The following is a 23,744-nucleotide window of genomic DNA, read 5'->3' on the forward strand; positions in this document are numbered from 1 at the left end:
TCACCCATTAAATGCGCTTCACCAGATTTCATACGTCTTCAGAACGGATCTGACGATAAACATCTGGAGTCGGTTGATAGTCTCCGCCAATCGTAATTGCACGTTGAAGTGCCTGTGCGGCCTCTTGCCATTGCTCTTCATTACGAGCATGGATAACCGCTAACGGTTTATCATCTGCCGCAATGTCACCTAAGCGAATGAAATTATCAAAACCCACCGCGTAATCGATGCTGTCCGTTGCTACGCGACGTCCACCGCCCATACCAACTACGGCCATTCCGATTGCACGTGTATCCATGGCTGATACAACACCACGTTCAAGTGCGTAAACAGGTTTAATAATTTCTGCGCTTTCTAGGTAGTTATTATAATTTTCTACAAAATCTTCTGGCCCGCCTAAGCCTGCAACCATTTTACCAAAGCATTCTGCGGCTTTGCCGTTATCCAGAACGGCCATCAATTTCTCTCGGGCCTCTTCACTGTTGTCGGCAAGGTTCCCCAACACCAACATTTCAGCACAAGAAGCCAATGTAATATTGAGCAAGCGAGGATTACGATATTCACCCGTTAGGAATCTCACCGCTTCTCTCACTTCAAGCGCATTGCCCGCTGAAGAGGCAAGAACTTGGTTCATATCGGTAAGGATAGCGGTTGTTTTAGTACCGGCACCATTAGCCACGGCAACGATAGATTTAGCCAGTTCTTCCGACGCTTCATACGTTGGCATAAAAGCACCTGAGCCGACTTTTACATCCATCACAAGTGAATCTAAACCTGCCGCTAGTTTCTTCGACAGTATCGAAGCGGTAATTAACGAGATGTTATCGACGGTTGCGGTAATATCACGCGTGGCATAAACACGCTTATCTGCGGGAGCTAAATCCCCCGTTTGACCGATAATGGCCACCCCAGCGTCTTTAGTCACTTGACCAAACACGTCATTGGTTGGAGTAATGTTATAACCAGGTATGGACTCTAATTTGTCTAAAGTTCCTCCCGTGTGGCCAAGGCCGCGGCCAGAAATCATTGGAACAAACCCACCACATGCGGCCACCATAGGGCCAAGCATTAATGACGTCACATCGCCGACACCACCGGTTGAGTGTTTATCAACAATTGGACCATCGAAGTTCATGTGCGCCCAATCAATCACCATGCCTGAATCACGCATCGCACACGTGAGAGCAATTCGCTCTGGCATCGTCATTTCATTAAAGAATATCGCCATTGCAAATGCTGCAATTTGGCCTTCAGATACGGTATTTTTTGCCACACCTTGAATGAAAAAATTAATCTCATCCGTTGTCAGAACTTCGTTATCGCGCTTTTTACGAATGATTTCTTGAGGTAAGTAGTTTTGATTAATATTAGACATTAGAATCTCCCAAGTTTGCTGTAAACATTGGTTTGTAGAATAAAGAGATGAAGTGGTGAACTTTCACCACTTCATAAAACAGACAGTTATAGATTTAGTACGCGGCAGGATCCGCTGTTTGGTCTGTCACTTCTAATGTGTTAAGTAGATTGGTTAGTAGGCTTGATGCTCCAAAACGATAATGCATATTGTCAGCCCAATCGGCACCTAAAAGATCATCAGCCATACCAAGGTAAGCTTGTGCATCTTCCGCAGTGCGAACACCACCAGCAGGCTTAAAGCCGACCGTTTTAGCAACGCCCATATCGCGAATAACTTCAAGCATCATGCGTGCGTATTCTGGCGTAGCGTTCACTGGTACTTTACCCGTTGAAGTTTTGATGAAATCGGCACCCGCTTCAATACAAATCTGCGATGCTTTCTTAATCAATGCTTCTTCTTTCAACTCACCCGTTTCGATGATCACTTTTAATAAAATATCGCCACACGCTTCTTTACATTGCTTAACCAACTCAAAGCCGACTTTTTCATTGCCAGCAATTAACGCACGGTATGGGAAGACAACATCCACTTCATCAGCACCGTAAGCAACGGCTGCCTTTGTTTCTGCAACGGCGATGTCAATATCGTCATTACCATGAGGGAAATTTGTCACGGTTGCAATGCGCACGTCTGGTGTGCCTTGTTCACGCAATGTCTTCTTCGCAATGGGAATAAAGCGAGGGTAAATACAAATTGCAGCAGTGTTACCTACGGCTGTTTTCGCGTCATGACACAGTGAGATCACCTTTGCATCGGTGTCATCATCATTTAGCGTGGTTAGATCCATTAATTTAAGTGCTCGTAGTGCTGCTGCTTTTAAATCGCTCATTTCTATCTCCGATCAATATATTCAATTCATTTTCTATCGAACTCGCACCCATATTAGCAATTTAACGTTGGGGCAAAGCGGGCTCAATAGCCTTAAATGAACGGACTTGGTTCCTTGAAGACTCAGTACATACAGCGAACATGTACTAATTGCTATCCTTGTCACCGCACAGTACCAATTATGGTCCATGGCACTACAATCAATGATTGCGGTGTCTGCGTAGGCAAATCATATGCCTATTTTGAGATGTATTACCGTGAAGAGTTGTTATTCACCCACTCAACAATGTGTATCTAACCTATACAGTATAGATATTCATTGCAAAACTGTAGCACCAAATAAAACGCAAACGGTTTGTATCTCAAAAATCTAACTCTATCTTACTCCTTGTTCACCTCTTAGCGATAAAAGCTATTTATCCGCTAACCCCAAAAAATGTATTGCCAGAAAACAAAAAGCCCCGCAGCACACTAGGTGGCTACGGGGCTTGATTACAAGGCGTCTATATAAACTGACTCTTCTTTCTTAGAAAGAGAGGAATAGGCCAGCAATAGTTGCCGCCATTAGGTTAGATAGAGTACCTGCTGCAACGGCTTTAACACCCATGCGTGCAATCTCTTGACGACGGCTAGGAGCAAGACCACCTAGACCACCAAGTAGAATCGCGATAGAAGACAGGTTAGCGAAGCCACATAGTGCAAAGGCAATGATAGCTTGCGTCTTCTCAGACATCACAGCACCAGTTGATGCAAGAACTTGAGCATTTTCACCCACGTAAGGTACAAAGTTTAGGTACGCTACGAATTCGTTCACAACCAGTTTTTGGCCGATGAAAGAACCAGCAACTGTTGCTTCAGCCCAAGGCACACCAATTAGGAATGCTAGAGGAGCAAACAACCAACCTAGAAGCATTTCTAGTGTTAGGTGTCCCATACCGAACCAACCGCCAACACCACCGATGATGCCGTTCACTAGCGCGATAAGGCCAATGAAAGCAAGTAGCATTGCGCCAACGTTTAGTGCTAGTTGAAGACCAACAGATGCGCCACTTGCTGCTGCATCGATAACGTTAGCTGGTTTATCAGCGCCGCCGTCAATGTCATCACCTAGCTCATCAGCAGCCTGTTCTGTTTCTGGCTTGATGATTTTTGCGAATAATAGACCACCAGGTGCCGCCATGAATGACGCAGCAACTAGGTACTCTAGTGGAACACCCATTGATGCATAACCCGCTAGTACACCACCGGCAACAGATGCTAGGCCACCACACATTACTGCAAATAGCTCAGATGAAGTCATCTTAGGAATAAACGGACGAACCACAAGTGGTGCTTCTGTTTGACCTACGAAAATGTTCGCAGCAGCAGACATTGATTCTGCACGAGATGTGCCCAATGCTTTTTGTAGACCACCACCCAGAATCTTGATAACCCACTGCATAACACCAATGTAGTAAAGTACAGAGATTAATGCAGAGAAGAAGATAAGAGTTGGTAGTACTTGGAAAGCAAAAATGAAGCCGATACCATCAACTGAGAAGTTAACTAGGTTTCCAAATAGGAACCCTGTACCGTCTTTACCGTAGTCGATTACGTTCTGTACACCAGCAGAGAAGCCAGCAAGAAGATCGCGACCCCATGGTACGTAAAGTACGAAACCACCGATTATAAATTGGATTGCGAAAGCGCCGCCTACAGTACGTAGGTTAATCGCTTTGCGGTTGTCAGATAAAAGAACTGCTATTCCAAGCAGAACGAACATCCCGATGATACTCATAAACAGGCTCATAGTTTATGATTTCCTTATTAGTTATTTATTGGCGTGTGACAAAAGTGGAGCTAAAAAGCACGGTGATTATACGCAGCATGAATGAGATAAAGTAATGCTGCACTCACACTTTCTGTTAAGACACACACTTTATTCATTCACAATTGTGATTCAAATCACATCAAACTCATACAAAAATCATAGAACCTACAACTTATTTAGAATTCATTCACAAATAAATAGCGATCTATGGCTACTTTCCCACAACGATTGCGCAACCGTTTGCTCTGATTGCTCTTTAAGCAACGCCAGTTCTGATAAGACTTTTGGCAACATTTTAGGGTGATTTTTCTTCCCTTGAAAACCGCACATAGGCATATCAGGCGCATCGGTTTCAATAACCAAATAGTCCAATGGTAAATCAGACATTGTCTTTCTCGTTTTGTTCGCCCTTGGGTAGGTGATGGTTCCACCCACACCGATATAAAAACCCAATTCAATAAAATCCATCGCTTGCTGCAAGCTGCCGGAAAAACCGTGCAATATACCTCCTTTAGCAAGCGGGTACTTTTTTAATAATGGGATGAGGCGATGGTTCGCTTTATGACAATGAAGAATAACGGGTAATTGATACTGCTGAGCCAGTTCTAGTTGTATTAACAAATACCGTTCTTGCAATGCTTGGGAGGCATCAATTGAAAAGTCGAGCCCACATTCGCCAATGGCAACACACTGAGGGGAACGGAGTTCAAGAGCCTGCGAAAGGGCTTTGACGTCTTGCTCTACTGAATCATTAAGAAAATAAGGGTGGAAACCCAAAGCATGGTAAATTTGAGGGTGCTGCGAAGAGAGCAATTGCACCGCTTGCCAGTTGCTCTCATTTATTGCAGGAATAAGAAACTTCTTTACCCCTTCTCGCTCAGCTGACGATAGTTCTGCATTGAAGTCACCTTGAAAGTGCTCAAAGTCAAAGTGACAATGCGTATCAAACAAAGGGGGCATTGTCATGGCTTTTTCTTGTCATTATCAACCATTGAATGACTCTCCGCGATTGATTCGTTTTCGGTCGATGGATCTTTTTTGTAAGGCACACAGCTGCGCTTATTTTCTGGTGTCAGCCCCATAGACACGCACCATGCATCGTATTTATTTAACCAAAACGTTAGCCACTTCACCATTGCCGCGCTTACCTTCTAAATACGCCCGCCTAAAACGGGTTAGCGTTCTTCACGTTTAAACACGAGCTCTTTGTGTGAAGATTCAGCTTCAACAAAGTAATAACCTGCGCTATCGAACTGAGTCAATGCTTCAATCGAATCAACCCTATTTTCGATAATATATCGAGCCATCATGCCGCGTGCTTTCTTTGCGTGAAAGCTGATGACTTTATACTGCCCATTTTTGCAATCTTTGAACACTGGCGTTATCACCGTTGCATCTAAGCTCTTTGGCTTGACCGCTTTAAAGTATTCATTGGAGGCTAAATTGATCAATACATTATCGCCTTGGACATTGATATCGTGATTCAATTTATCGGTAATCAGGTTACCCCAAAACTGATACAGATTGGTGCCACGCGTATTAGCCAGTTTCGTTCCCATTTCAAGGCGGTATGGCTGCATGAGGTCTAAAGGTTTGAGTAGGCCATATAAACCCGACAACATTCGTAAGTGCTGTTGAGCAAAGTCCAAATCTCCTTGAGAAAGAGTGGCCGCATCTAACCCTGTGTACACATCCCCTTTAAATGCAAAGAGTGCTTGGCGGGCGTTTTCGAACGAGAAGGTTTCGCTCCACTGCTCAAACCGAGCCACATTGAGTCCTGCAATTTTGTCACTGACCTTCATCAAGGCGGTAATATCCGCTGGGGTCAGCTTACGGCATTCATCGATAAGCTCTTTAGAATGGGGGATAAAATCTGGCTGAGTAAATTGCTCTGTAGGTAACGGAGACTCGTAGTCCAACGTTTTTGCAGGTGAGATAACGACTAGCATAGTGTAAATTCCATATTCATGAGACGTCTCTAGACTACAAAAAAAGCCACGCATTGTCTGCATGGCTTTTCAATTACTCTAATAAGTCAAACCGATTAGCTTTTTTTGCTGTTATCCCAAATACCATCTTCTAACTGAGATTGAAGCTCTGGAAAGTCATTCGCATCAAATGTAGGAAGCTTACCCGCATCCAATTGGCGATTGTAATCTTTGGCCAGTTTGATCACGATACCAGACAACAAGATGATCGCCACCAAGTTCACTATGGCCATTAACCCCATAGAGACATCAGCCAGTGCCCACACGGTTGGTAGAGAAGCTAGCGAACCGAACATCACCATACCAAGCACCACAACCCTAAACAGCGCCAATCCTTTCTTATTGTTGTGCTCTAAGAATATCAGATTCGTTTCTGCGTAGGAGTAGTTCGCAATGATAGATGTAAAGGCAAAGAAGAAAATCGCCACCGCAACAAAGATTCCACCCCAATCACCGACTTGAGCCGTTAATGCACGCTGCGTTAACTCAATACCGGTAATTTCACCGTGAGGAACGTATTCACCAGACATTAAGATAATAGCCACCGTACATGAACAGATCACGATCGTATCTGTGAATACACCCAGCATCTGAACATAACCCTGTGAAGCAGGGTGCGGTGGATACGGTGTCGCAGACGCTGCCGCATTAGGTGCAGAACCCATACCTGCTTCGTTTGAAAATAGACCGCGCTTAATCCCTTGAATCATCGCTTGAGCAATGGCATAACCAAGCCCGCCCGCAGCCGCTTCTTGAAAACCAAATGCGCTTTTGAAGATTAAGGCCAATACATCCGGCACCTTTTCAATGTTCATCAACATAACGTAAATCGCGATCAACAAGTAAGCCAATGCCATAACAGGAACAATCAGCTCTGCTGTGCGAGCAATCTTACGGATTCCACCAAAGATGACGAACGCTGAGATAATAACAATAGCGATACCAACGTACAGCTCTTCAAAACCAAACGCATTGTTCATGGCACCTGCTATTGCATTGGCTTGTACGGCATTGAATACCAATCCGAAGGCTATGATGAGGAATATAGAAAACAGTACCCCCATCCAACGCATACCCAGGCCTTTTTCCATGTAGTAAGCCGGGCCACCACGGTAGTTACCATCGTTATCACGTGTTTTATACAGTTGGGCCAGCGTGCTTTCCGCAAATGATGTCGCCATACCGAGCATGGCAATCAACCACATCCAGAAAATGGCGCCAGGGCCACCAGCGGTTAGAGCTACCGCAACCCCCGCCATATTACCGGTACCGACACGAGCAGCTAAGCTAGTACAAAGGGCCTGAAAAGATGAGATACCCGCTTTATCTGCTTTACGGCTATTTTTAAGAACACTAAACATGTGGCCGAAATGGCGAAACTGAATGAAACCAAGACGCACAGTAAAGTAGATACCAACGCCAACAAGTAAATAAACTAGAATCGAACCCCAGAGGAGATCGTTCATCAAATTAATTAAGTCTGTCACAAGAACCTCTTTCGGTATTTGCACTACTTTTAGCTAAACAAGCCAGGGGCTTACAGAGCTTAGTGCTAAAAACTCATATTGCTCATCAACGGCAGAGCAATAAATATCTATTATTTTTGTAATGATGCTTGTTGTGTTAAACCGCTATCGTTGTCTAACTCATCATCCATATCTTTTTTGACCGCAGGATGATGACGCTTGGATTCACAAAAATCAATAATCACAATGTTTCATACTCATGTAATTATCCGCTAATTTTCATTGTGAATTTAACACAAAAAACCAAAATAAATCACAAGTGCCACACATAGACATTGTTAAGTTTCAACATTAATAATTTATTACGTCCATCAGGCATCATTTGATAGTAAAAAGCGGTTTAGGGCAGTGAGAGAAAGGAGCGGCGCGTTTTCAGGGATTTAACGACACCTAATGGATGTTTGACTGACATTAAGCGAACCAAAAAGGTAAATGTTAACGATTATCCAACCTAGAAGCCCATCACCTCTCTGTCCAAATCAGCGGAAAACTTTATTCATCTTCGTCATCTACTTGCTCAGTTATTCATCATTTCGGCTTTTATTTTTGTGATACTTAGTAAGAAACACACATAAAACCTTCATAAAAAAGAAACAAATGAGAAACAAATCAAGGATAGGCTTATGCAAACCGTGGTATTAAAAAGACTCTGTTTCAGGCTTAATAGAATAAATTGAGGTGGCTTATGGAAGGCATGCAGTTCGATGACGTTATGGATATATCATTCCCACGAGGTAAAGCAACTCGCTCTAAACCGGTCAAACGCAAGTGGAGAGAAATAGAAGCAATCAAAGACCGCCAGCGTTTACAAAAAGAACTGCTTGATATGGATATGAACTTTAAAGTAGAAGACTTAGATATTTAGCCTGAGTTCATTGTTTGAATAAAAAAAGTAAAGGCGCTAACACTCAAATTAGCGCCTTTGGTTTTAGTCATTCGCCACAATCGTCAATGCCTCTTGCAGCGATTCATCATCACAGAGACTCAGATTCCAGCAAAGTAATTCTTCGAGACAACTGCTGATACTTGTCAGCAATGGTATCACCGAATAAGGGATCATCCTCACTGACATCCCACAACTCCTCTACCTTTTGCCAATCACTCGCCTTGAACGTTCGCTCAATCAGAGGTAAAACCGCTCCTTCTTCCACTTCTAAGTGACGCCTTTGCGCCAATAAAAACTCGTCGAGAAGGCTAATAAATAACTCTTGTGGGATCACTGCATCCTTGAGAATCATATCGACCACATTCAGAAATTCATGTGTTTTCTCAGACAGCTGTTGATGCTCATGCTCAAGATTGCTGATCTCAAATTGATGCCCATAATGCGTCAGAAAGTAGTGATAAAGAATATCTTCTTTTGGGTGATGCACTTTCTCTGAATGGTTGGTCAGGTAATCAACGATATCTCGCACGAGCGAGTAACTAATAGCTTGTTCATCTTTCAACAACAGTAACTTTTTGTTCAATATTGCCAGTAAGCGGACCATATACCCATGCTCACGCCGAATCCTTTCTATCATCATAATAGTCTCTCCATAACACCTACTTCTAGTCAGTGTATATGAGACAACCTTAACGCATATTGAGCTTGTTCAAATAACCATCAAATAGTGATTTGTTGTCTTTGATTCATAAGTTGGCTCATAGCTTCTTCTGGCATGCATTTCTTTATGTTTATGTTTTTTATCCGGCAATACACAGTCACATAGCCTTATGTTAAAGCATCCAATCAATCGGAGATTTTTTTTGCTTCATTAAAAGTTCATTCGCTTGAGAGAAATGCCGACAGCCGAAAAAACCGCGATGGGCAGAAAGAGGCGATGGATGAGGTGCGCTTAAAACGTAATGGCTATTTTGATCAATAAATCTTCCCTTCTTCTGGGCATGCGCTCCCCAGAGTAAAAACACAATGCCTTCACCTTGCTGAGCTAATGTATCAATCACTTTGTCGGTAAACCGTTCCCAACCAATTTTGGAATGAGAGTGCGCTTTACCTTGCTCGACAGTGAGCACTGTATTTAGTAACAACACACCTTGCTCGGCCCACTTCTGAAGGTATCCATGCTCGGGGATCTCAAAGCCTTCAATATCTTGTGCTAACTCTTTGTACATGTTGGACAGTGAAGGGGGAGTTTTCACATTAGGGAGAACAGAAAAGCTTAACCCGTGAGCCTGATCTGGGCCGTGATAAGGGTCTTGACCAATAATAACGACTTTAACCTTATCAAAAGGCGTAAGCTCAAACGCACTAAACACATGGTCTGGCGTTGGGTAAATGGATTTTCCAGACAAACGTTCGTTTGATATAAACGCCATCATCTCGGTAAAGTAGTCTAATTGTTTTTCGGCATCGATAAAATCACACCATTGAAGAGAACGCGTCATCAAGTATCCCTATAAATTGCAGTTTTATCCATTTTATACAGAATGTATGCAATTTACAGGGATCCGATCTTACTCACGATGTTTTTTGGGGGGTTCGAAAATGGCCAGGCCCCGTAATATGACGATTAGGGGTTGGCATGCGTGACGCTCTTGACGTAAAAGCACTCGGTGTATGGGTTCTCGTTGACATAATGGCACTCCTCTTTTGTACAACCATTAAATATGCAGCCATCAACGCTTTTCTAGCTCAACATGAATTTGGCTTATTACGCCGTCTCGCTATCAAATGTTGACTCTCATGAGGAGTAATGAAAGATCAGTGCCAACTTTTACAAACCCACAATTAACTGATTGAGTTTAAATGAATGTTTCTCAATGTATTTATTTCATCAGGCCAAATATCTGGATCAATTGTTTCTAAAATCAATGGGATAGAATCAAAACGTGGATCTTTAGCGATGTATTCAAAGCAGCTCCAACCTATTTCCCCTTTCCCTAGTGAATGGTGACGATCCACACGACTAGCCAATTCTACTTTAGAATCATTAATATGCATCGCACGAAGATAGTGCATACCAACGACACGATCGAATTCATCGAACGTTTTGTCGCACGCTTCTTTACTACGTAAGTCATACCCTGCACTGAAGGTGTGGCAAGTATCGAGGCAGACTCCGACGCGCGTTTTATCTTCAACTTGCTCAATAATTGCCGCTAGGTGTTCAAAACGCCATCCCAGATTAGTCCCCTGCCCTGCAGTATTCTCAATGACGGCAATCACATTGGGAACGGCTTGGTGCGCTAAGTTTATCGATTCTGCAATCAAAGCTAGACACTCATCCTCAGAGATCTTCTTTAAATGGCTCCCAGGATGAAAATTCAGCAGAGTCAGACCCAATTGTTCACATCGTTCCATTTCATCAATAAACGCGGCTCTCGATTTAAGAAGCTTTTCTTCTTCTGGGGCACCAAGGTTTATAAGATACGAATCATGAGGAAGAATATGTTCTGTGGTAAAGCCCAGCATTTTACAGTTCGCTTTAAATGCGCTAATGGTGTTGGCCTCAAGCGGCTTGGCTTTCCATTGCCTTTGATTTTTAGTGAATAATGCAAAAGCATTCGCTCCAATTTCTCTCGCTCTCAATGGTGCGAGATCAACACCACCCGCTGCCGATACATGAGCCCCTATCAACTTGTTACCATAGTTTTTTATATTCATTGCCACAAACTCACCGTCTAATCGATCATTCACAAACTTGATTTTATTCATTATTTCGTCGTTTTATAGCGTGTTTTTATCCAAAAATCATCTTTCTTCAATGTTGTAAAATTACAACAAAGATCACGTTAAAATTTATTTTAATCTATAAAATATTTTATAATTCATTATTTAACAGTCACTTATTGATCTAGATCAATAAAATAACCTTAATAAAGATAATGTTTTTGGTTGTCTTTTGACCCAAATCAATATTAAAATAGACGGCATCAGATAAGAATTTTTTGCTCAACTTAAAATTTAACAACAAGTACCACGTACGTGGACTAGGAGAAAGTTATGATCCAAGGTATTCAAATTACAACGGCTGCAAACGACGATCTACTTAACTCAATTTGGCTGCTAGACAGCGAGACAAACGAAGCTCGTTGTGTTGCTGCTGCAAGCGGTTACGAAGCAGACCAAGTTGTTGCTATTAGCGATCTTGGCGAGTACGAAAGCCGTGAAGTTGCCATCGAAACTCCCGCTAAAATTGAAGGTGGTCAACACCTGAATGTTAACGTTCTTAAGCGTGAAACTCTGGAAGATGCTATTGCACATCCAGAAAACTACCCACAGCTTACTATTCGTGTTTCTGGTTACGCGGTGCGTTTTAACTCACTCACCACTGAACAGCAGAAAGACGTTATCGCACGTACTTTCACTGAGTCTCTATAATTAAACGAAAGTTTAAAGTGACATAAGTTTCAAGTGATATAAAAAAGCGGCGCTATCAGATAGCGCCGCTTTTCTAGTTGTAAGCCCCATCAGTTAATTTCGAGGCTTATTCGTATCATTCTGTTAACTCTGTACTCGGCGTAATACCGCTTTAAGCGCATCAAAGTCATCGGCCAGATCTTCTGACAACAATTCCATCGCTCCGTGCTTAGCTAAAGGCCCTGGGACATCAATATCGGTAGATAAGATCTCATCGACCACTTCTTTAAACTTAGCAGGGTGAGCGGTACACAAGAATAAGCCTGTTTCACCGTCTTGCAGCTGTTCACTTAAAACACGGTAAGCGATTGCACCATGCGGTTCACATAAATAGCCTTCGTTATGCAAATCACGGACAGACTCTGCACTTTGCTCATCAGTTACCATGCCTTTACCTAGCGTATCAAGACCCCAACCTTTTAATTGGCACAGCTCTTCGATACGTGGCCAGTTGTTGGGTTGACTCACATCCATCGCATTTGACGTTGTTGCAACGGTTGGTTTTGGATCCCACTTACCCGTTTCTAAGTAACGTGGAACCGTATCATTCGCGTTGGTTGCAGCGATAAAGCGCTTAATTGGCAGGCCTAGTGCTTTGGCAAGTAGACCTGCTGTTAAATTACCAAAATTGCCACTAGGAACAGAAACCACCAAGTTTTCACGTTCTTGCTTACTCAGTTGAGAGGCTGCCTCAAAGTAATAACAAATCTGAGCCATTAAACGGCTAATATTAATAGAGTTCGCCGAGTTTAAACCAATATCTTCACGTAACTGAGCATCATCGAAAGACTGTTTTACAAGAGCCTGACAAGCATCAAAATCACCATCAATCGCCACAGTGTGAATATTTCCACCCAGGGTACAAAATAGCTTTTCTTGCAGTGGGCTGATCTTTCCTTTCGGATAAAGAATCACAACGTTAATGTCTTCCATACCATAAAAGGCATGGGCTACCGCAGCGCCAGTATCACCAGATGTGGCTGTTAAAATCGTGATTTTCCCGCCATTAGAGACTGCCGCAAGAGATTGAGCCATAAAACGGCCACCAAAATCTTTAAAGGCGAGTGTTGGTCCGTGAAATAGCTCTAGTGCATAAACACCCTCTTTCACTTGCTTAATCGGTGCAGGAAATTGAAACGCTTCTGCCACTAAGCCAGTCACCGTTTCTTTTGACAATTCATCACCAATGAGTGCTGACAAGATTTTTGCACTGCGAGACGTAAAATCTTCTGCTAGTAGCGCATCAATGTCGTCAAACTTAGGTAATTCTGATGGGAAAAATAGCCCTTGATTACGGCCTAGACCTTGGCGAACGGCTTGGCTAAAAGAGACTTGTTCATCATTTTCTTTGATGTTGTAGAGCTTCATAGTGAACTTCCTGTAACGGTCGAGCCTTGCTTGTCTAAACGACAAACATGGACGAATCCTTCTTGATTTTGTACATAATTTTGTTCAAGCCAACGAGCAACTCGCTCAGCGACTTCTTTATCTTTACAAACACTAAATAGCGTTGGGCCACTACCAGAAATTCCGGTGGCTAGCGCCCCTGCTGACATTGCGTACTTTCTCGCGTCAGCAAAACCGGGGAGCAGTTTCTCACGATATGGTTCTGCGATCACGTCTTTGATCATTTTTGCCGCTAATTCAGGCTGACCAGAATGGCAAGCGTGAATAAAACCCGCTAAGTGTCGGCCATGAGCAATGATATCTTGACGACGATATTGAGAAGGCAGTATTTCACGCGCTTCAGCGGTAGAAACGGTAATACCTGGATACGCCATCACCCAGTACCACTCATCAAAACATGGGACTTCCTGGCTAATGATACCTAGCTCTTCCAACATCAGTTGTAAGCCACCTAGATAACATGGAGCCACGTTATCGTAGTGGATACCACCAGAGATCTTACCTTCCATCTCACCCATTAATGCTAACAGTTCGGTTTCATTTAATGGTTGCCCATGAAATCGGTTAAGAGCATCCAGAGCAGCAACGATTGAACACGCGCTAGAACCCAGCCCTGAGCCGATAGGCATGTTTTTTTCAAGCGTCATTTCTAACGGCTTAAGCTCAACATTCTTTTTGGCTAATTCACGAGCAAACACGACCCAGCAATCATAAACTATGTTGTCTTCCATGTTACTCGGCAACTTAGCAACAAAGCTTCCGGCTGTTTTTAAACTAAAAGGTTGGCTGCCACTTTTTACCAGCACTCTATCACCCAACAGAGTGCCATCAATTGGTGAGACCGCTGCGCCCAGAACATCAAAACCAACGCTCACGTTGCCTATCGAGGCAGGAGCATAAACCACTACATCCATCGAGTTACTCATGGTTATACTCCTAACTTCCAACCAAGGGTACGCATAACATCAGAGAAAACCCCTGCTGCGGTTACTTCTGTGCCTGCACCATAGCCGCGAAGGACCAATGGAATAGGTTGATAATAGCGACTGTAAAATGCCAACGCATTTTCACCGTCTTTAATTTTGTACATTGGGTCATTTTCATCAACGGCAGCAATGCGAACCTTGCATTTCCCATCTTGAATTTCACCCACATATCGCAATACCTTGCCTTCTTTAGCGGAATCAGCACAAAGCTGTTGGAAATAAGCATCAGCTTCTGGTAAGCGCGCCATAAACTCTTCAACACTGCCTGAATCATCAAAGCCCGGTGGCAGCGCTTGATCAACAATCACATCTTCTAGCTCTAATGCCATACCCGCTTCACGAGCAAGAATGAGCAGTTTACGAGCCACATCCATACCGGAAAGATCGTCACGAGGGTCCGGTTCAGTAAAACCATTATCTTTGGCGATATTGGTCGCTTGGCTGAGGGTCATTCCTTCATCTAGCTTGCCGAAAATGTAAGAAAGCGATCCAGATAAGATACCGTTGAATTTTTCCAGTTCATCACCCGCAGAGATTAAGTTCTGCAAGTTCTCGATAACTGGAAGGCCGGCACCAACCGTTGTTTCATACATTAATTTACGACGGGAGCTACGGGCAACCTCACGCAATTGGTGATAATACGCCATGCTGGATGTATTGGCTTTCTTATTGGGTGTAACGACGTGGAAACCCGCTCCTAGGAAATCCGCATACTGGTTAGCAATCACTTCGCTGGACGTACAATCCACTAACACAGGGTTGATAATGTGGTTACGTTGCACCAAAGAAATAAGGCGCGCTAAGCTAAACTCTTCCGTGGTGTTTTGCATTAGGTCTCGCCAATGCTCCAAAGGTAAGCCCGCACTATCGAGCAACAAGCCCTTGCTATTGGCTAAGCCACACACGCGAATCACAATACCTTTATCAGCCAGTTTCGCTTGCTGACGCTGAATCTGATCCACTAATTCGCCACCAACGCCACCGATACCGACAACGAAAACATCCAAGAAGTGCTTTGAATTAAACAGGTTCTCATGACACGCTTTAATCGCTTCCGCAATTTTGTCTTCAGGGATAACCGCAGAAATGGCTCGCTCAGAAGAACCTTGTGCGATAGCCACAATGTTGACATTAACTTCAGCCAGTGAAGCGAAGAACTGTGATGCAACACCGCGAGAAGTACGCATGCCATCACCGACCAGTGTCACGATAGCGACATTATCCATGAATTCAACAGGCTCAAGTAAGCCATCTTTTAACTCAAGTTCAAAAGCATCGCTCAACACTTGTTTCGCGCGTAGCTTATCCACAGATTCAATACAAAAGCTGATACTGTATTCCGACGAGGATTGTGTAATAAGCACAATAGACACACCTGCTGATGACATGGCGCCAAAGACACGGCTTGCCATTCCAACCATGCCTTTCATACCAGGCCCTGAAACGTTAACCATCGTCAGGTCATTCAGCGTGGTGATCCCTTTGATTGCCAGGTTATCTTCGCCAGTATCTTGGCCAATTAACGTACCCGCACCTTGTGGGTTAAAGCTGTTTTTGATCAAACATGGTATGTGAAATTGGGCAATCGGTGCGATGGTTTTAGGATGAAGTACTGACGCTCCAAAATACGACAGCTCCATCGCTTCTTGATAGCTCAATGATTTTAACAGGCGCGCATCGTCAACTAAGCGCGGGTCACAGTTGTAAACGCCATCTACATCTGTCCAAATCTCACAACAATCAGCACGTAAACAAGCCGCTAATACCGCAGCCGAATAGTCCGAACCATTACGCCCTAGAGTAACCAATTCACCTTTTTCATTACCCGCTGTAAAACCAGGCATGATATTCACATGGCCTTCTGGAAGAGGGGTTTGTTTAAAGTTCTGGGTTGAAACTTCCACATCGACCATGGCTTCAAGGTGGTCGCCTTTCGCAAAAAGATACTGGACAGGATCAATCAGACTCGCTGGTTGATTTTTCGCTTCAAGAACCGACTTCATCAATTGAATTGAAATTCGTTCGCCTTTACTGATAATGCGAGCATTCACATGGTTAGGGCACATGCCCAATAAATTGATGCCATGAACGAACTGGCGTAATTGAGATAAAGAGGTTTTCATTTGCTCGTTAAAGCCTTTACCGCAAACATTAGGCAGTTCAGACTTAATTTTCTCAAACAGCTCTTTAAAAGACGACTCAAGTTCTGAGATCTGTAAATCAGCTTCACCGTTTTGAAGAGCCGCTTCTATGACTGCGACTAACTTATTGGTTGTTTTACCTGGTGCCGACAGTACGACGGCCACTTCTTCTTGCTGTGCATTATTAGCGATGATATCCGCCGCTCTTAAAAAACGATCAGCATCCGCTAATGATGAACCTCCAAACTTTAATACTCGCATCCCTTCTCTCCAAAGTTTTTAAACTGATATAAAAAAAGGCCTGTATCTCGTTGGATACAGGCCTTTTTTGAATTTCTTTTCGGTTAGCAGCCTGCCCCAACATTGGTCATGTCGGTAATAATAATGGTGGTCATTACTAGTGTGCGGGCATATAGCATAGAAATTTCTCTAACCTCGTGTCTCATTAACTATACGTTTACCTTATTTAGGCTCATATAGTCAACGAAAAGTTGGTTTTTTTAACTTTTCACGCTAATTACCTTGTTTATTTTGCTGTAATGCAATCGTTTACGGCTAAATATCAAAAATGAAGGTTTTAATAACTAATTACTATATAGAAGGGCTGACAGTTGGTTAGATTTTGTGCTTTACTTAGGCTTAAACAAAAATAACAAAGTACGGCAAAGGAGTGGCCCATGAAGATACTATTCAGTCTTATCATGCTGACGTTCAGTTCTTATGTCGTCGCGTCTCCACTGCCCCCACTTTCTAATGCGACCTCTTCTCCCCATCGACTTTTTGTGACCAGTGAGCAAGGCTCAAACCAATTCGATTCATGGAAAGTTGACACCGGTTACTCGTACAGCCTTTTCGATAACATTGATTTGTACGTCGGTACTCGTATAAACAATGCAGACAGTGATGGCAATGGGTTGTTAAGTGGTGTTAGTTATCAATTGACCAATCGAGTTTCTGTAAAAAGCTCTCTTCATTCTTATTCCGAAGTCGTCAATGACACGAAATCTGGTGCGCTTTCGGCAGAGGTCTCTAGCCGAATGAAGTTAACTGAGAATATCGATTTACACGCCACTCTCGATTATCAAGAGTGGCAACAAGGTATTGAGTTAGGGTTTGGATTTCGCTTTTAAACCTCAATATACGAATAATCCCGCCTCCCTTCAGTTAAAGAATCAACCCTCAGAGATACCAACGACTTACTAGTACCCGATTAATAGGGAGTAGTCGTGGCGGTCAGCTTCATCCCAAAGCCGATATTATGATGATTCGATCAGCTTCTCTTTTGATGTAATAACACCATTCCAATCCGAGTAGATGTAATCACCAGGTTGAATCATCTGGTTCTGTATCGATAACGTTACGTTGACATCGCCCGCCCCTCTTTTCTCTGTTTTAAACGGACATGCACCTAACGCTTTGATGCCGAGATCCATTTGAGATAGTTGAGCAACATCCCTTACCGCACCAAAAATGATCACCCCTTCCCAACCATTTTCAATGGCGAGAATGGCGACCTGATCACCCATCAGTGCTTTTCGACAAGAATGGCTGCCATCAACAACCAGTACTTTCCCTTTGCCGTTTGTCGCCAAAACATCTCGAACTTTCGAATTGTCGTGATAACAACGTACCGTTTCAATTTGGCCAAAAAAAGCATCTCTTAAACCAAAGTTTTGTAAGGGCTGCTCAATGAGAGTCACCTTATCTTCATACTGGTCACAAATATCCGGTGTTATATCGTTCATAGTTCCTCCATGATTAATGTTAATCCTTTGCTGCTTACTAGGACGATGGCTTGGTCAAGTCTTCCTCCTGAAGTAAGGGTAACCTTGTTTAATTCCGATGTGCATCTTGGCAGAAAGACAAAAAGACAGTATCAAATGCACACTTAGATGCATAATAAGCTTAACAACTAAACCCCATTACTATTATTATTTGTTACATTTGAACTCTTGATGTAAATCAACAAAACTCAAGGAATTAACATTCAGTCATTGTTAGCATGCTGTTAAAAATATAAAATCTGCGGCATAGACTAATAGAGTTAACAGAAGGGATAAGGAAATTCTACCCACAAATTGTGGCACTAAGGATAGTCGGCAACGGTAGTATTATTTTTAATAACTTTAGTTTATTATTAAAAATTAATTAACCAAATGTAATTTTTTTGCCTAGTATTTAACCTATTAGCACAATTTTATCACAAGTTTAGGTACCGACAATGCAAACCCCGCAGATCCTTATCGTTGAAGATGAACAAGTAACTCGTAACACTCTTAAGAGTATTTTTGAAGCAGAGGGATACGCTGTTTTTGAAGCCAGTGACGGTGAAGAGATGCACCAAGTTCTGTCTGATAATCAAGTTAACTTGGTTATTATGGACATTAACCTTCCAGGCAAAAATGGACTTTTACTTGCTAGAGAACTGCGTGAACAAGCAAACGTAGCGTTGATGTTTCTAACCGGACGAGACAATGAAGTTGATAAGATTTTAGGTCTTGAAATTGGTGCTGATGATTACATTACAAAACCTTTTAACCCTAGAGAGCTAACAATACGTGCTCGTAACCTTTTAAGCCGCTCAATGAACGCTAGCGATGTGCACGAAGAAAAGCGCAGTGTAGAAAAATATGAGTTTAACGGTTGGGTACTCGACATTAACAGTCGCTCTCTAGTGAGCCCAAGTGGCGACGGCTACAAGCTTCCACGCTCTGAGTTCCGTGCGCTTCTTCACTTCTGTGAAAATCCGGGTAAGATTCAAACTCGTGCAGATTTGCTAAAGAAAATGACTGGACGCGAATTAAAGCCGCACGATCGTACAGTTGACGTAACGATCAGACGTATTCGTAAACACTTCGAATCTGTTTCTGGTACGCCAGAGATCATTGCCACGATTCACGGTGAAGGTTACCGTTTCTGTGGTGACTTAGACGAATAATCGTCATTTAAGTACATCAATGACAAGAAAGGCTTGCTATCGATAGCAAGCCTTTTTATTACCAATTTGTCACGTTCAGATTACAACATTCGACACTCAACTTAATGAACCATATCAATGTTCACATCACGTTCAACCAACCACTGCTCTTGACCGTCGCTACTGAGTTGCAATGCCACATCAACAGGAAGCCCTGGATTAACAGGCAACTGCCAGACAAATGCGATCTCCCACTGATTCGAGTTATGAGTACGAATATCAAACTCTTCACTGCTGATCAGCCACTCTTCGCCGCCCTGTTTAATCGAAACACGATTAATATCTAACTCAGCGGGTAACTCGCCTTGAGATTCAATATAAATGGCAGCATGCAAATTCTCCTCTGACTGAGATGATTCACCGATTGTTGGCATTCTATCTACCCAAAGTGAGCTTTTTAACTCAATCTGTGTTTGCGCAACGACCGTGGTGCTGCTTTCTTGCCAATTCACTTCCGTATTTTGACACCCGCCTAGCACTGTCAGTGCCAGAGATATCAATGCGATTTTTTTCATCATAATTATTACCTTTGAGCTAACCATTCTTTTAATATCTTAATATCATGCTGATATTCATTTTTAATCTCTTCTACCCAGTCAGAAATGTTCTCCCACCAAGTCACCCTTTCTGGTGATTGCGCTTTTTGCGCGATACTTTGAATGCGTTTCAAACCAATGGAGCCAGCGGCGCCTTTTATTTTATGGGCCTCAGAGACAATTCGGTCTTGGTCTTTTGCAATCATGTTTGAATCGAGAATTTCAATATAGCCAGGCATCATCTCTTCAAACATTTCAATGCTATCAATAACTGGCTTGATCCCCACGATATCGACATAGGATTCTAACATCGTGAGATCGAGTAAAGTGCTGTAAGTATCGTCTGATACGACGCTTTCTTTAATCGGCTCAGAAGCCGCTGCATCACTCAATGAACATTCTGCCTGACACAACCGAGCAATGACATCTTGAATCGCTAACACGGAAAGTGGCTTACTCAATGCCTCATCCATGCCTTTGTCTAAGTATTCCTTCTTATTCTTCAATACATTTGCTGTTAGGGCGACTAAAGGCGGTAAATCATCGTAAGTTTGTCGGTATGACTGAGCCACATCAAACCCCGTCATATCGGGCAATTGAATATCCAGTAAAACCAAATCAAAATACTCCGGATTGAAAGTATCAATGGCTTCTTCCCCTGTCATGGCTACCGTCACTTGATGCCCAAGGCTTTCTAGCAATGAGCGGGCAACGGTGACATTTAACTCAATGTCTTCAACCATAAAGATATTCAGGCCAGGCTGCACAACAGGTATGGCTTTATCTGTCGTTGAACCCTCAGCAAGAGGCACCGTCATCGTCACAGTAAATGTGGTACCAAACCCTTCCTCACTCGATACCGATATATCGCCATTCATCATTTTAATCAGCTGTTTTGAAACCGATAAACCAATCCCTGTCCCTACTGCATGAAGATTATCCTTGCCCGACTTCACCTGATAATACATAGCGAATATTTTATCCAGTTCGCTCTCTGCAATGCCGATTCCCGTATCTTCAATCTCAATAACAATGTCAGCGTGCTCATCATAGCTTTCCGCGCTGACCGTCATCACGACGCCACCTTCTTTGGTAAACTTCATCGCATTGCTAATGAGATTCCAAAGTACTTGCCGTAATCGTGTGCCATCGACTTGAATCGTCGAAGGGAGGGCACTTAATCTTTCCAGATCAAACCGAAGGCCCTTTTGTTCAGCCATAAGCGCAGAGATGCTTTCTATTTCAGCGATGAACTCTTCAAAATGAAGTGGCGTTGGCAGTAACTCTAATTTTCGGCGGTCAAACTTATCCATATCGATAATATCGCTGAAAATATGGCCCAGTGTTATCGCACTCACATTGATTGTTTGCATGTAATTGCGTTGCTCTTTGTCTAATTGACTGTCTAGCAACATGCGACTTAACCCCACAATACCGTTGAGTGGTGTGCGGAGTTCATGGCTAATGGTTGAAATGAACGTGGTTTTATCTCGGCTCGCTTTCTCTAATGACTCTTCATGCTGTTTACGTTCGGTAATATCACGGCCAAATCCCACCAAACCTAAATGCGCGCCCTCTTTGCTATAAAAAGGCACTTTTCTCAATTCAAAGTAATTTTTTCTGCCATCGGGGTATTCCAGCCATTGTTCATAAGTGATCGCTTGATTATCAAGAAATACTTTCTGGTCGGTATCAATGATCTGTTCTGCTATCTCTTTGCTATATACGTCTCTTGGTGATAATCCAACCAACTCACTTTCTCTTTTACCGGTGAGCTCTTCCATCGCACGATTACAACCCGAGAATATGCCATCAGCATTACGATAATAAATCAAGTCAGGGGAAGCATCGATAAACGATCGCAATAACGCCGTTCGCTCAGCCAGTTCTACTTGGGTTTTTTCTCGCTGATACACTTCATTTTCAAGATCATTGATCGCTTCTTTTCTCGCTTCTTCCGCTTTTATACGCTCTTCTATTTGTAAATTTAATTTTGCTATATTTTGTTGAAGGCGAAGGTTTAACTCTTGATCTCGAGAGCGCATATCTTTCAATTTTGACACCAATTTTGACAACCGCTGGCGAGACTCTTCCAACTGATCAACCACAACAGAAAGAAAGTAAACAGCCCATGGTGTGATGATCAACCCGAAAAATACCGAACGAACGATATCGATATCGTCAACATGACCACTTAAGGCCAAAGTGATTCCGACTTGAACTACAACGGCAAGAGCAACAAGAGCCATGGCGAGTAAGATAGAGAAACGGAGGATACCAAGCTTAACGAGAAGATCGACATAATACTGGGCGAGGTTTTTTATGGGTTTCATCATAGGCTTCCACATTAAATAGGCATTCAGTTTACTCTTTTTAGCCTAGATAGGTAAGCTAACCTCATCACAGCAAAAAGAACCTAACTGCATAAAATAAATCTTAGTTTATGCAGTTAGGTTCTGTTTCATAACGCGGATCTATGAGTTTGTCAGTACAGGAGCAGAATAGCTAAAAGGCCGATTAAGTAATGAGCCCTGAGCACCATCACGATCCAGGGCTCGACCTATTTCGGTCATCGCAAGCCAACGATTTTCACACCATAGAGGGGCCAGCAATGTTGGTCGCCGGGCGGCGGAGGCAACACGGTGAAAAATGATCTCTGGTGGTGTCATACGGATAAGTTCGCTAGCGATAGACACGTAATCCTCCAGCTCTGGCGCGGTCAATTTTCCAGCTTTCCAAGCTTTCGCCATAGTACTGCCTTCAACAATATGTAAGCCGTGCAACTTTATTCCGTCGGTTCCCACCTGAAGTACTTTTTCCAACGTTTCTAAATTGTCATCTCGGGTTTCTTTAGGTAAACCGACAATCAGGTGTGTGCATACCTTGATACCCAACGAACGAGCTCGCTGGGTAATTTCAGAATAGCATTCAAAATCATGGCCTCGATTGATGTGTTTTAACGTCTTGTTACTGGCGGTTTGCAACCCAAGTTCAAGCCAAATTTCATAACCTTTATTCACGTACTCAGACAGTAGGTCTAACACCGAATCAGGGACACAATCAGGTCGAGTTCCAACACACAAACCCACTATATCAGCCGCCTTGAGCGCTTCTTCATACATATTTCTAAGGACTTGTACTTCGGCGTATGTGCTGGTGTAGGCTTGAAAATAAGCCAGATATTTACGCGCTCGCTTCACTTCTCCTGCACGATCCGTAAGTTGTTCCACAATGCCTTTGACCTGTGTCTCCTCATCAACAAATGAAGACACATTGCAAAATGTACAGCCGCCTCGTCCAATCGTTCCATCTCTATTGGGGCAACTAAAGCCACCATGCAATGTTAGCTTGTGAACTTTTTCACCATATCTGCGTTGTAAATCTTGACCAATGGTATTAACCAACTCATGTAACTGCATAAACCGACCATATCTGTGTTTGCTAAAACGCTAGCAATCGAAACTATTATCAATTCGATTACTGAAAATTAATTACATCCCTGCAAGATAAAGTCACGCATATTAATGGCCTGCATATTGAGATTAACTATCAAAAATCAATAAACATGCATAAATGTTGGTAAAAAAACCTCCTGTTGCACAAATGTTAACTATAATATGCATTTTTTAACTAAAAAAATGGTCTACAAGCGTCAGTTTTCATTGCAATGAGCCTCGACAAAATTGTAGGATACTTACACAATAGCGCCTAATTTGTATTCTTAATTACACGATTAGTTGCGGATTAATCGGTGAATCCAACCTC

At 42.9% G+C, this 23,744-nt stretch carries 22 protein-coding genes and 1 other annotated feature; of the genes, 5 read left to right on the forward strand and 17 right to left on the reverse strand.

The features are described from left to right. Nucleotides 1-28 precede the first annotated feature (28 nt). From deoA to A1QO_RS16420, 7 genes are all read right to left on the reverse strand, one after another. Entirely contained in the window at nt 29-1,375 is a 1,347-nt protein-coding gene (deoA, locus tag A1QO_RS16395; protein WP_017035773.1) for a thymidine phosphorylase, read from the reverse strand. A gap of 94 nt (nt 1,376-1,469) precedes the next feature. Then, nucleotides 1,470-2,246 (reverse strand): deoxyribose-phosphate aldolase, encoded by a 777-nt coding sequence (gene deoC, locus A1QO_RS16400; protein ID WP_017035774.1) that lies wholly within the window; start codon nt 2,244-2,246, stop codon nt 1,470-1,472. Nucleotides 2,247-2,771: 525 nt separating this feature from the next. Further along, complete coding sequence (locus A1QO_RS16405) at nt 2,772-4,034, reverse strand: NupC/NupG family nucleoside CNT transporter (protein ID WP_017035775.1); 1,263 nt, start codon at nt 4,032-4,034, stop codon at nt 2,772-2,774. Between the two features lie 204 nt (nt 4,035-4,238). Beyond that, a complete protein-coding gene (locus A1QO_RS16410; protein ID WP_017035776.1) occupies nt 4,239-5,021 on the reverse strand; it encodes a TatD family hydrolase in 783 nt (260 codons plus the stop codon). Further along, a complete protein-coding gene (locus A1QO_RS20475) occupies nt 5,018-5,191 on the reverse strand; it encodes a hypothetical protein (RefSeq protein WP_017041601.1) in 174 nt (57 codons plus the stop codon). The genes A1QO_RS16410 and A1QO_RS20475 overlap by 4 nt, the downstream gene beginning before the upstream one ends. A 39-nt stretch (nt 5,192-5,230) precedes the next feature. Further along, a complete protein-coding gene (yaaA, locus tag A1QO_RS16415; RefSeq protein WP_017035778.1) occupies nt 5,231-6,004 on the reverse strand; it encodes a peroxide stress protein YaaA in 774 nt (257 codons plus the stop codon). A gap of 95 nt (nt 6,005-6,099) precedes the next feature. Beyond that, nucleotides 6,100-7,530: an alanine/glycine:cation symporter family protein gene (locus A1QO_RS16420; protein WP_017037351.1), complete on the reverse strand. Its 1,431-nt coding sequence runs from the start codon at nt 7,528-7,530 to the stop codon at nt 6,100-6,102. 724 nt (nt 7,531-8,254) lie between these two features. Here A1QO_RS16420 and A1QO_RS16425 point away from each other — a divergent pair. Continuing rightward, nucleotides 8,255-8,434 (forward strand): DUF3545 family protein, encoded by a 180-nt coding sequence (locus A1QO_RS16425; protein ID WP_017035411.1) that lies wholly within the window; start codon nt 8,255-8,257, stop codon nt 8,432-8,434. Between the two features lie 109 nt (nt 8,435-8,543). Here A1QO_RS16425 and A1QO_RS16430 read toward each other — a convergent pair whose 3' ends face one another. Then, complete coding sequence (locus A1QO_RS16430; RefSeq protein WP_017035412.1) at nt 8,544-9,095, reverse strand: hemerythrin domain-containing protein; 552 nt, start codon at nt 9,093-9,095, stop codon at nt 8,544-8,546. Nucleotides 9,096-9,288: 193 nt separating this feature from the next. Further along, nucleotides 9,289-9,957 carry a uracil-DNA glycosylase gene (gene ung, locus A1QO_RS16435; RefSeq protein ID WP_017037349.1) on the reverse strand — a complete coding sequence of 223 codons (669 nt, stop codon included), beginning with the start codon at nt 9,955-9,957 and terminating at the stop codon, nt 9,289-9,291. Between the two features lie 137 nt (nt 9,958-10,094). Here ung and A1QO_RS20480 point away from each other — a divergent pair, with 137 nt between their 5' ends. Next, on the forward strand, nt 10,095-10,250 hold the full coding sequence (locus tag A1QO_RS20480; protein WP_017035414.1) for a hypothetical protein: 156 nt from the start codon (nt 10,095-10,097) through the stop codon (nt 10,248-10,250). Between the two features lie 50 nt (nt 10,251-10,300). On the opposite strand, the gene nfo is transcribed toward A1QO_RS20480, so the two are convergent. Then, nucleotides 10,301-11,227 carry a deoxyribonuclease IV gene (gene nfo / locus A1QO_RS16440; RefSeq protein WP_017039780.1) on the reverse strand — a complete coding sequence of 309 codons (927 nt, stop codon included), beginning with the start codon at nt 11,225-11,227 and terminating at the stop codon, nt 10,301-10,303. Nucleotides 11,228-11,515: 288 nt separating this feature from the next. Here nfo and grcA point away from each other — a divergent pair, with 288 nt between their 5' ends. Next, nucleotides 11,516-11,893 (forward strand): autonomous glycyl radical cofactor GrcA, encoded by a 378-nt coding sequence (gene grcA, locus A1QO_RS16445; protein WP_017035416.1) that lies wholly within the window; start codon nt 11,516-11,518, stop codon nt 11,891-11,893. 123 nt (nt 11,894-12,016) lie between these two features. On the opposite strand, the gene thrC is transcribed toward grcA, so the two are convergent. Genes thrC through thrA form a run of 3 tightly spaced genes read right to left on the reverse strand, consistent with a single transcriptional unit; the run spans nt 12,017 to nt 16,727 of the window. Continuing rightward, nucleotides 12,017-13,300, reverse strand: a complete 1,284-nt coding sequence (thrC, locus tag A1QO_RS16450; protein WP_017037347.1) for a threonine synthase — start codon at nt 13,298-13,300, stop codon at nt 12,017-12,019. Further along, nucleotides 13,297-14,253 (reverse strand): homoserine kinase, encoded by a 957-nt coding sequence (gene thrB, locus A1QO_RS16455; RefSeq protein WP_026026524.1) that lies wholly within the window; start codon nt 14,251-14,253, stop codon nt 13,297-13,299. Before thrB ends, thrC begins: the two co-directional genes overlap by 4 nt. Nucleotides 14,254-14,267: 14 nt before the next feature. Next, nucleotides 14,268-16,727, reverse strand: a complete 2,460-nt coding sequence (gene thrA / locus A1QO_RS16460) for a bifunctional aspartate kinase/homoserine dehydrogenase I (RefSeq protein WP_017035419.1) — start codon at nt 16,725-16,727, stop codon at nt 14,268-14,270. Nucleotides 16,728-16,756: 29 nt separating this feature from the next. Continuing rightward, nucleotides 16,757-16,872: a sequence feature (Thr leader region), on the reverse strand. 271 nt (nt 16,873-17,143) lie between these two features. On the opposite strand from thrA, the gene A1QO_RS16465 reads away from it, so the two are divergent. Then, nucleotides 17,144-17,596 carry a hypothetical protein gene (locus tag A1QO_RS16465; RefSeq protein WP_017035420.1) on the forward strand — a complete coding sequence of 151 codons (453 nt, stop codon included), beginning with the start codon at nt 17,144-17,146 and terminating at the stop codon, nt 17,594-17,596. A 126-nt stretch (nt 17,597-17,722) separates the two neighbouring features. On the opposite strand, the gene A1QO_RS16470 is transcribed toward A1QO_RS16465, so the two are convergent. After that, nucleotides 17,723-18,211 carry a putative 4-hydroxy-4-methyl-2-oxoglutarate aldolase gene (locus A1QO_RS16470; RefSeq protein WP_017035421.1) on the reverse strand — a complete coding sequence of 163 codons (489 nt, stop codon included), beginning with the start codon at nt 18,209-18,211 and terminating at the stop codon, nt 17,723-17,725. Between the two features lie 476 nt (nt 18,212-18,687). Here A1QO_RS16470 and arcA point away from each other — a divergent pair, with 476 nt between their 5' ends. Next, on the forward strand, nt 18,688-19,404 hold the full coding sequence (gene arcA, locus A1QO_RS16475; protein WP_017035422.1) for a two-component system response regulator ArcA: 717 nt from the start codon (nt 18,688-18,690) through the stop codon (nt 19,402-19,404). A 101-nt stretch (nt 19,405-19,505) separates the two neighbouring features. On the opposite strand, the gene A1QO_RS16480 is transcribed toward arcA, so the two are convergent. The 3 genes from A1QO_RS16480 to A1QO_RS16490 form a co-directional block, all read right to left on the reverse strand. Next, nucleotides 19,506-19,961: a hypothetical protein gene (locus A1QO_RS16480; RefSeq protein WP_017035423.1), complete on the reverse strand. Its 456-nt coding sequence runs from the start codon at nt 19,959-19,961 to the stop codon at nt 19,506-19,508. A gap of 5 nt (nt 19,962-19,966) precedes the next feature. After that, nucleotides 19,967-22,312: an aerobic respiration two-component sensor histidine kinase ArcB gene (gene arcB, locus A1QO_RS16485; protein WP_026026877.1), complete on the reverse strand. Its 2,346-nt coding sequence runs from the start codon at nt 22,310-22,312 to the stop codon at nt 19,967-19,969. Between the two features lie 141 nt (nt 22,313-22,453). Then, entirely contained in the window at nt 22,454-23,398 is a 945-nt protein-coding gene (locus A1QO_RS16490) for a TIGR01212 family radical SAM protein (RefSeq protein ID WP_017035425.1), read from the reverse strand. Nucleotides 23,399-23,744: the final 346 nt, after the last annotated feature.

Origin of the sequence: Vibrio genomosp. F10 str. ZF-129 (genome assembly GCF_000287055.2) — a bacterium.
GTDB lineage: Bacteria > Pseudomonadota > Gammaproteobacteria > Enterobacterales > Vibrionaceae > Vibrio.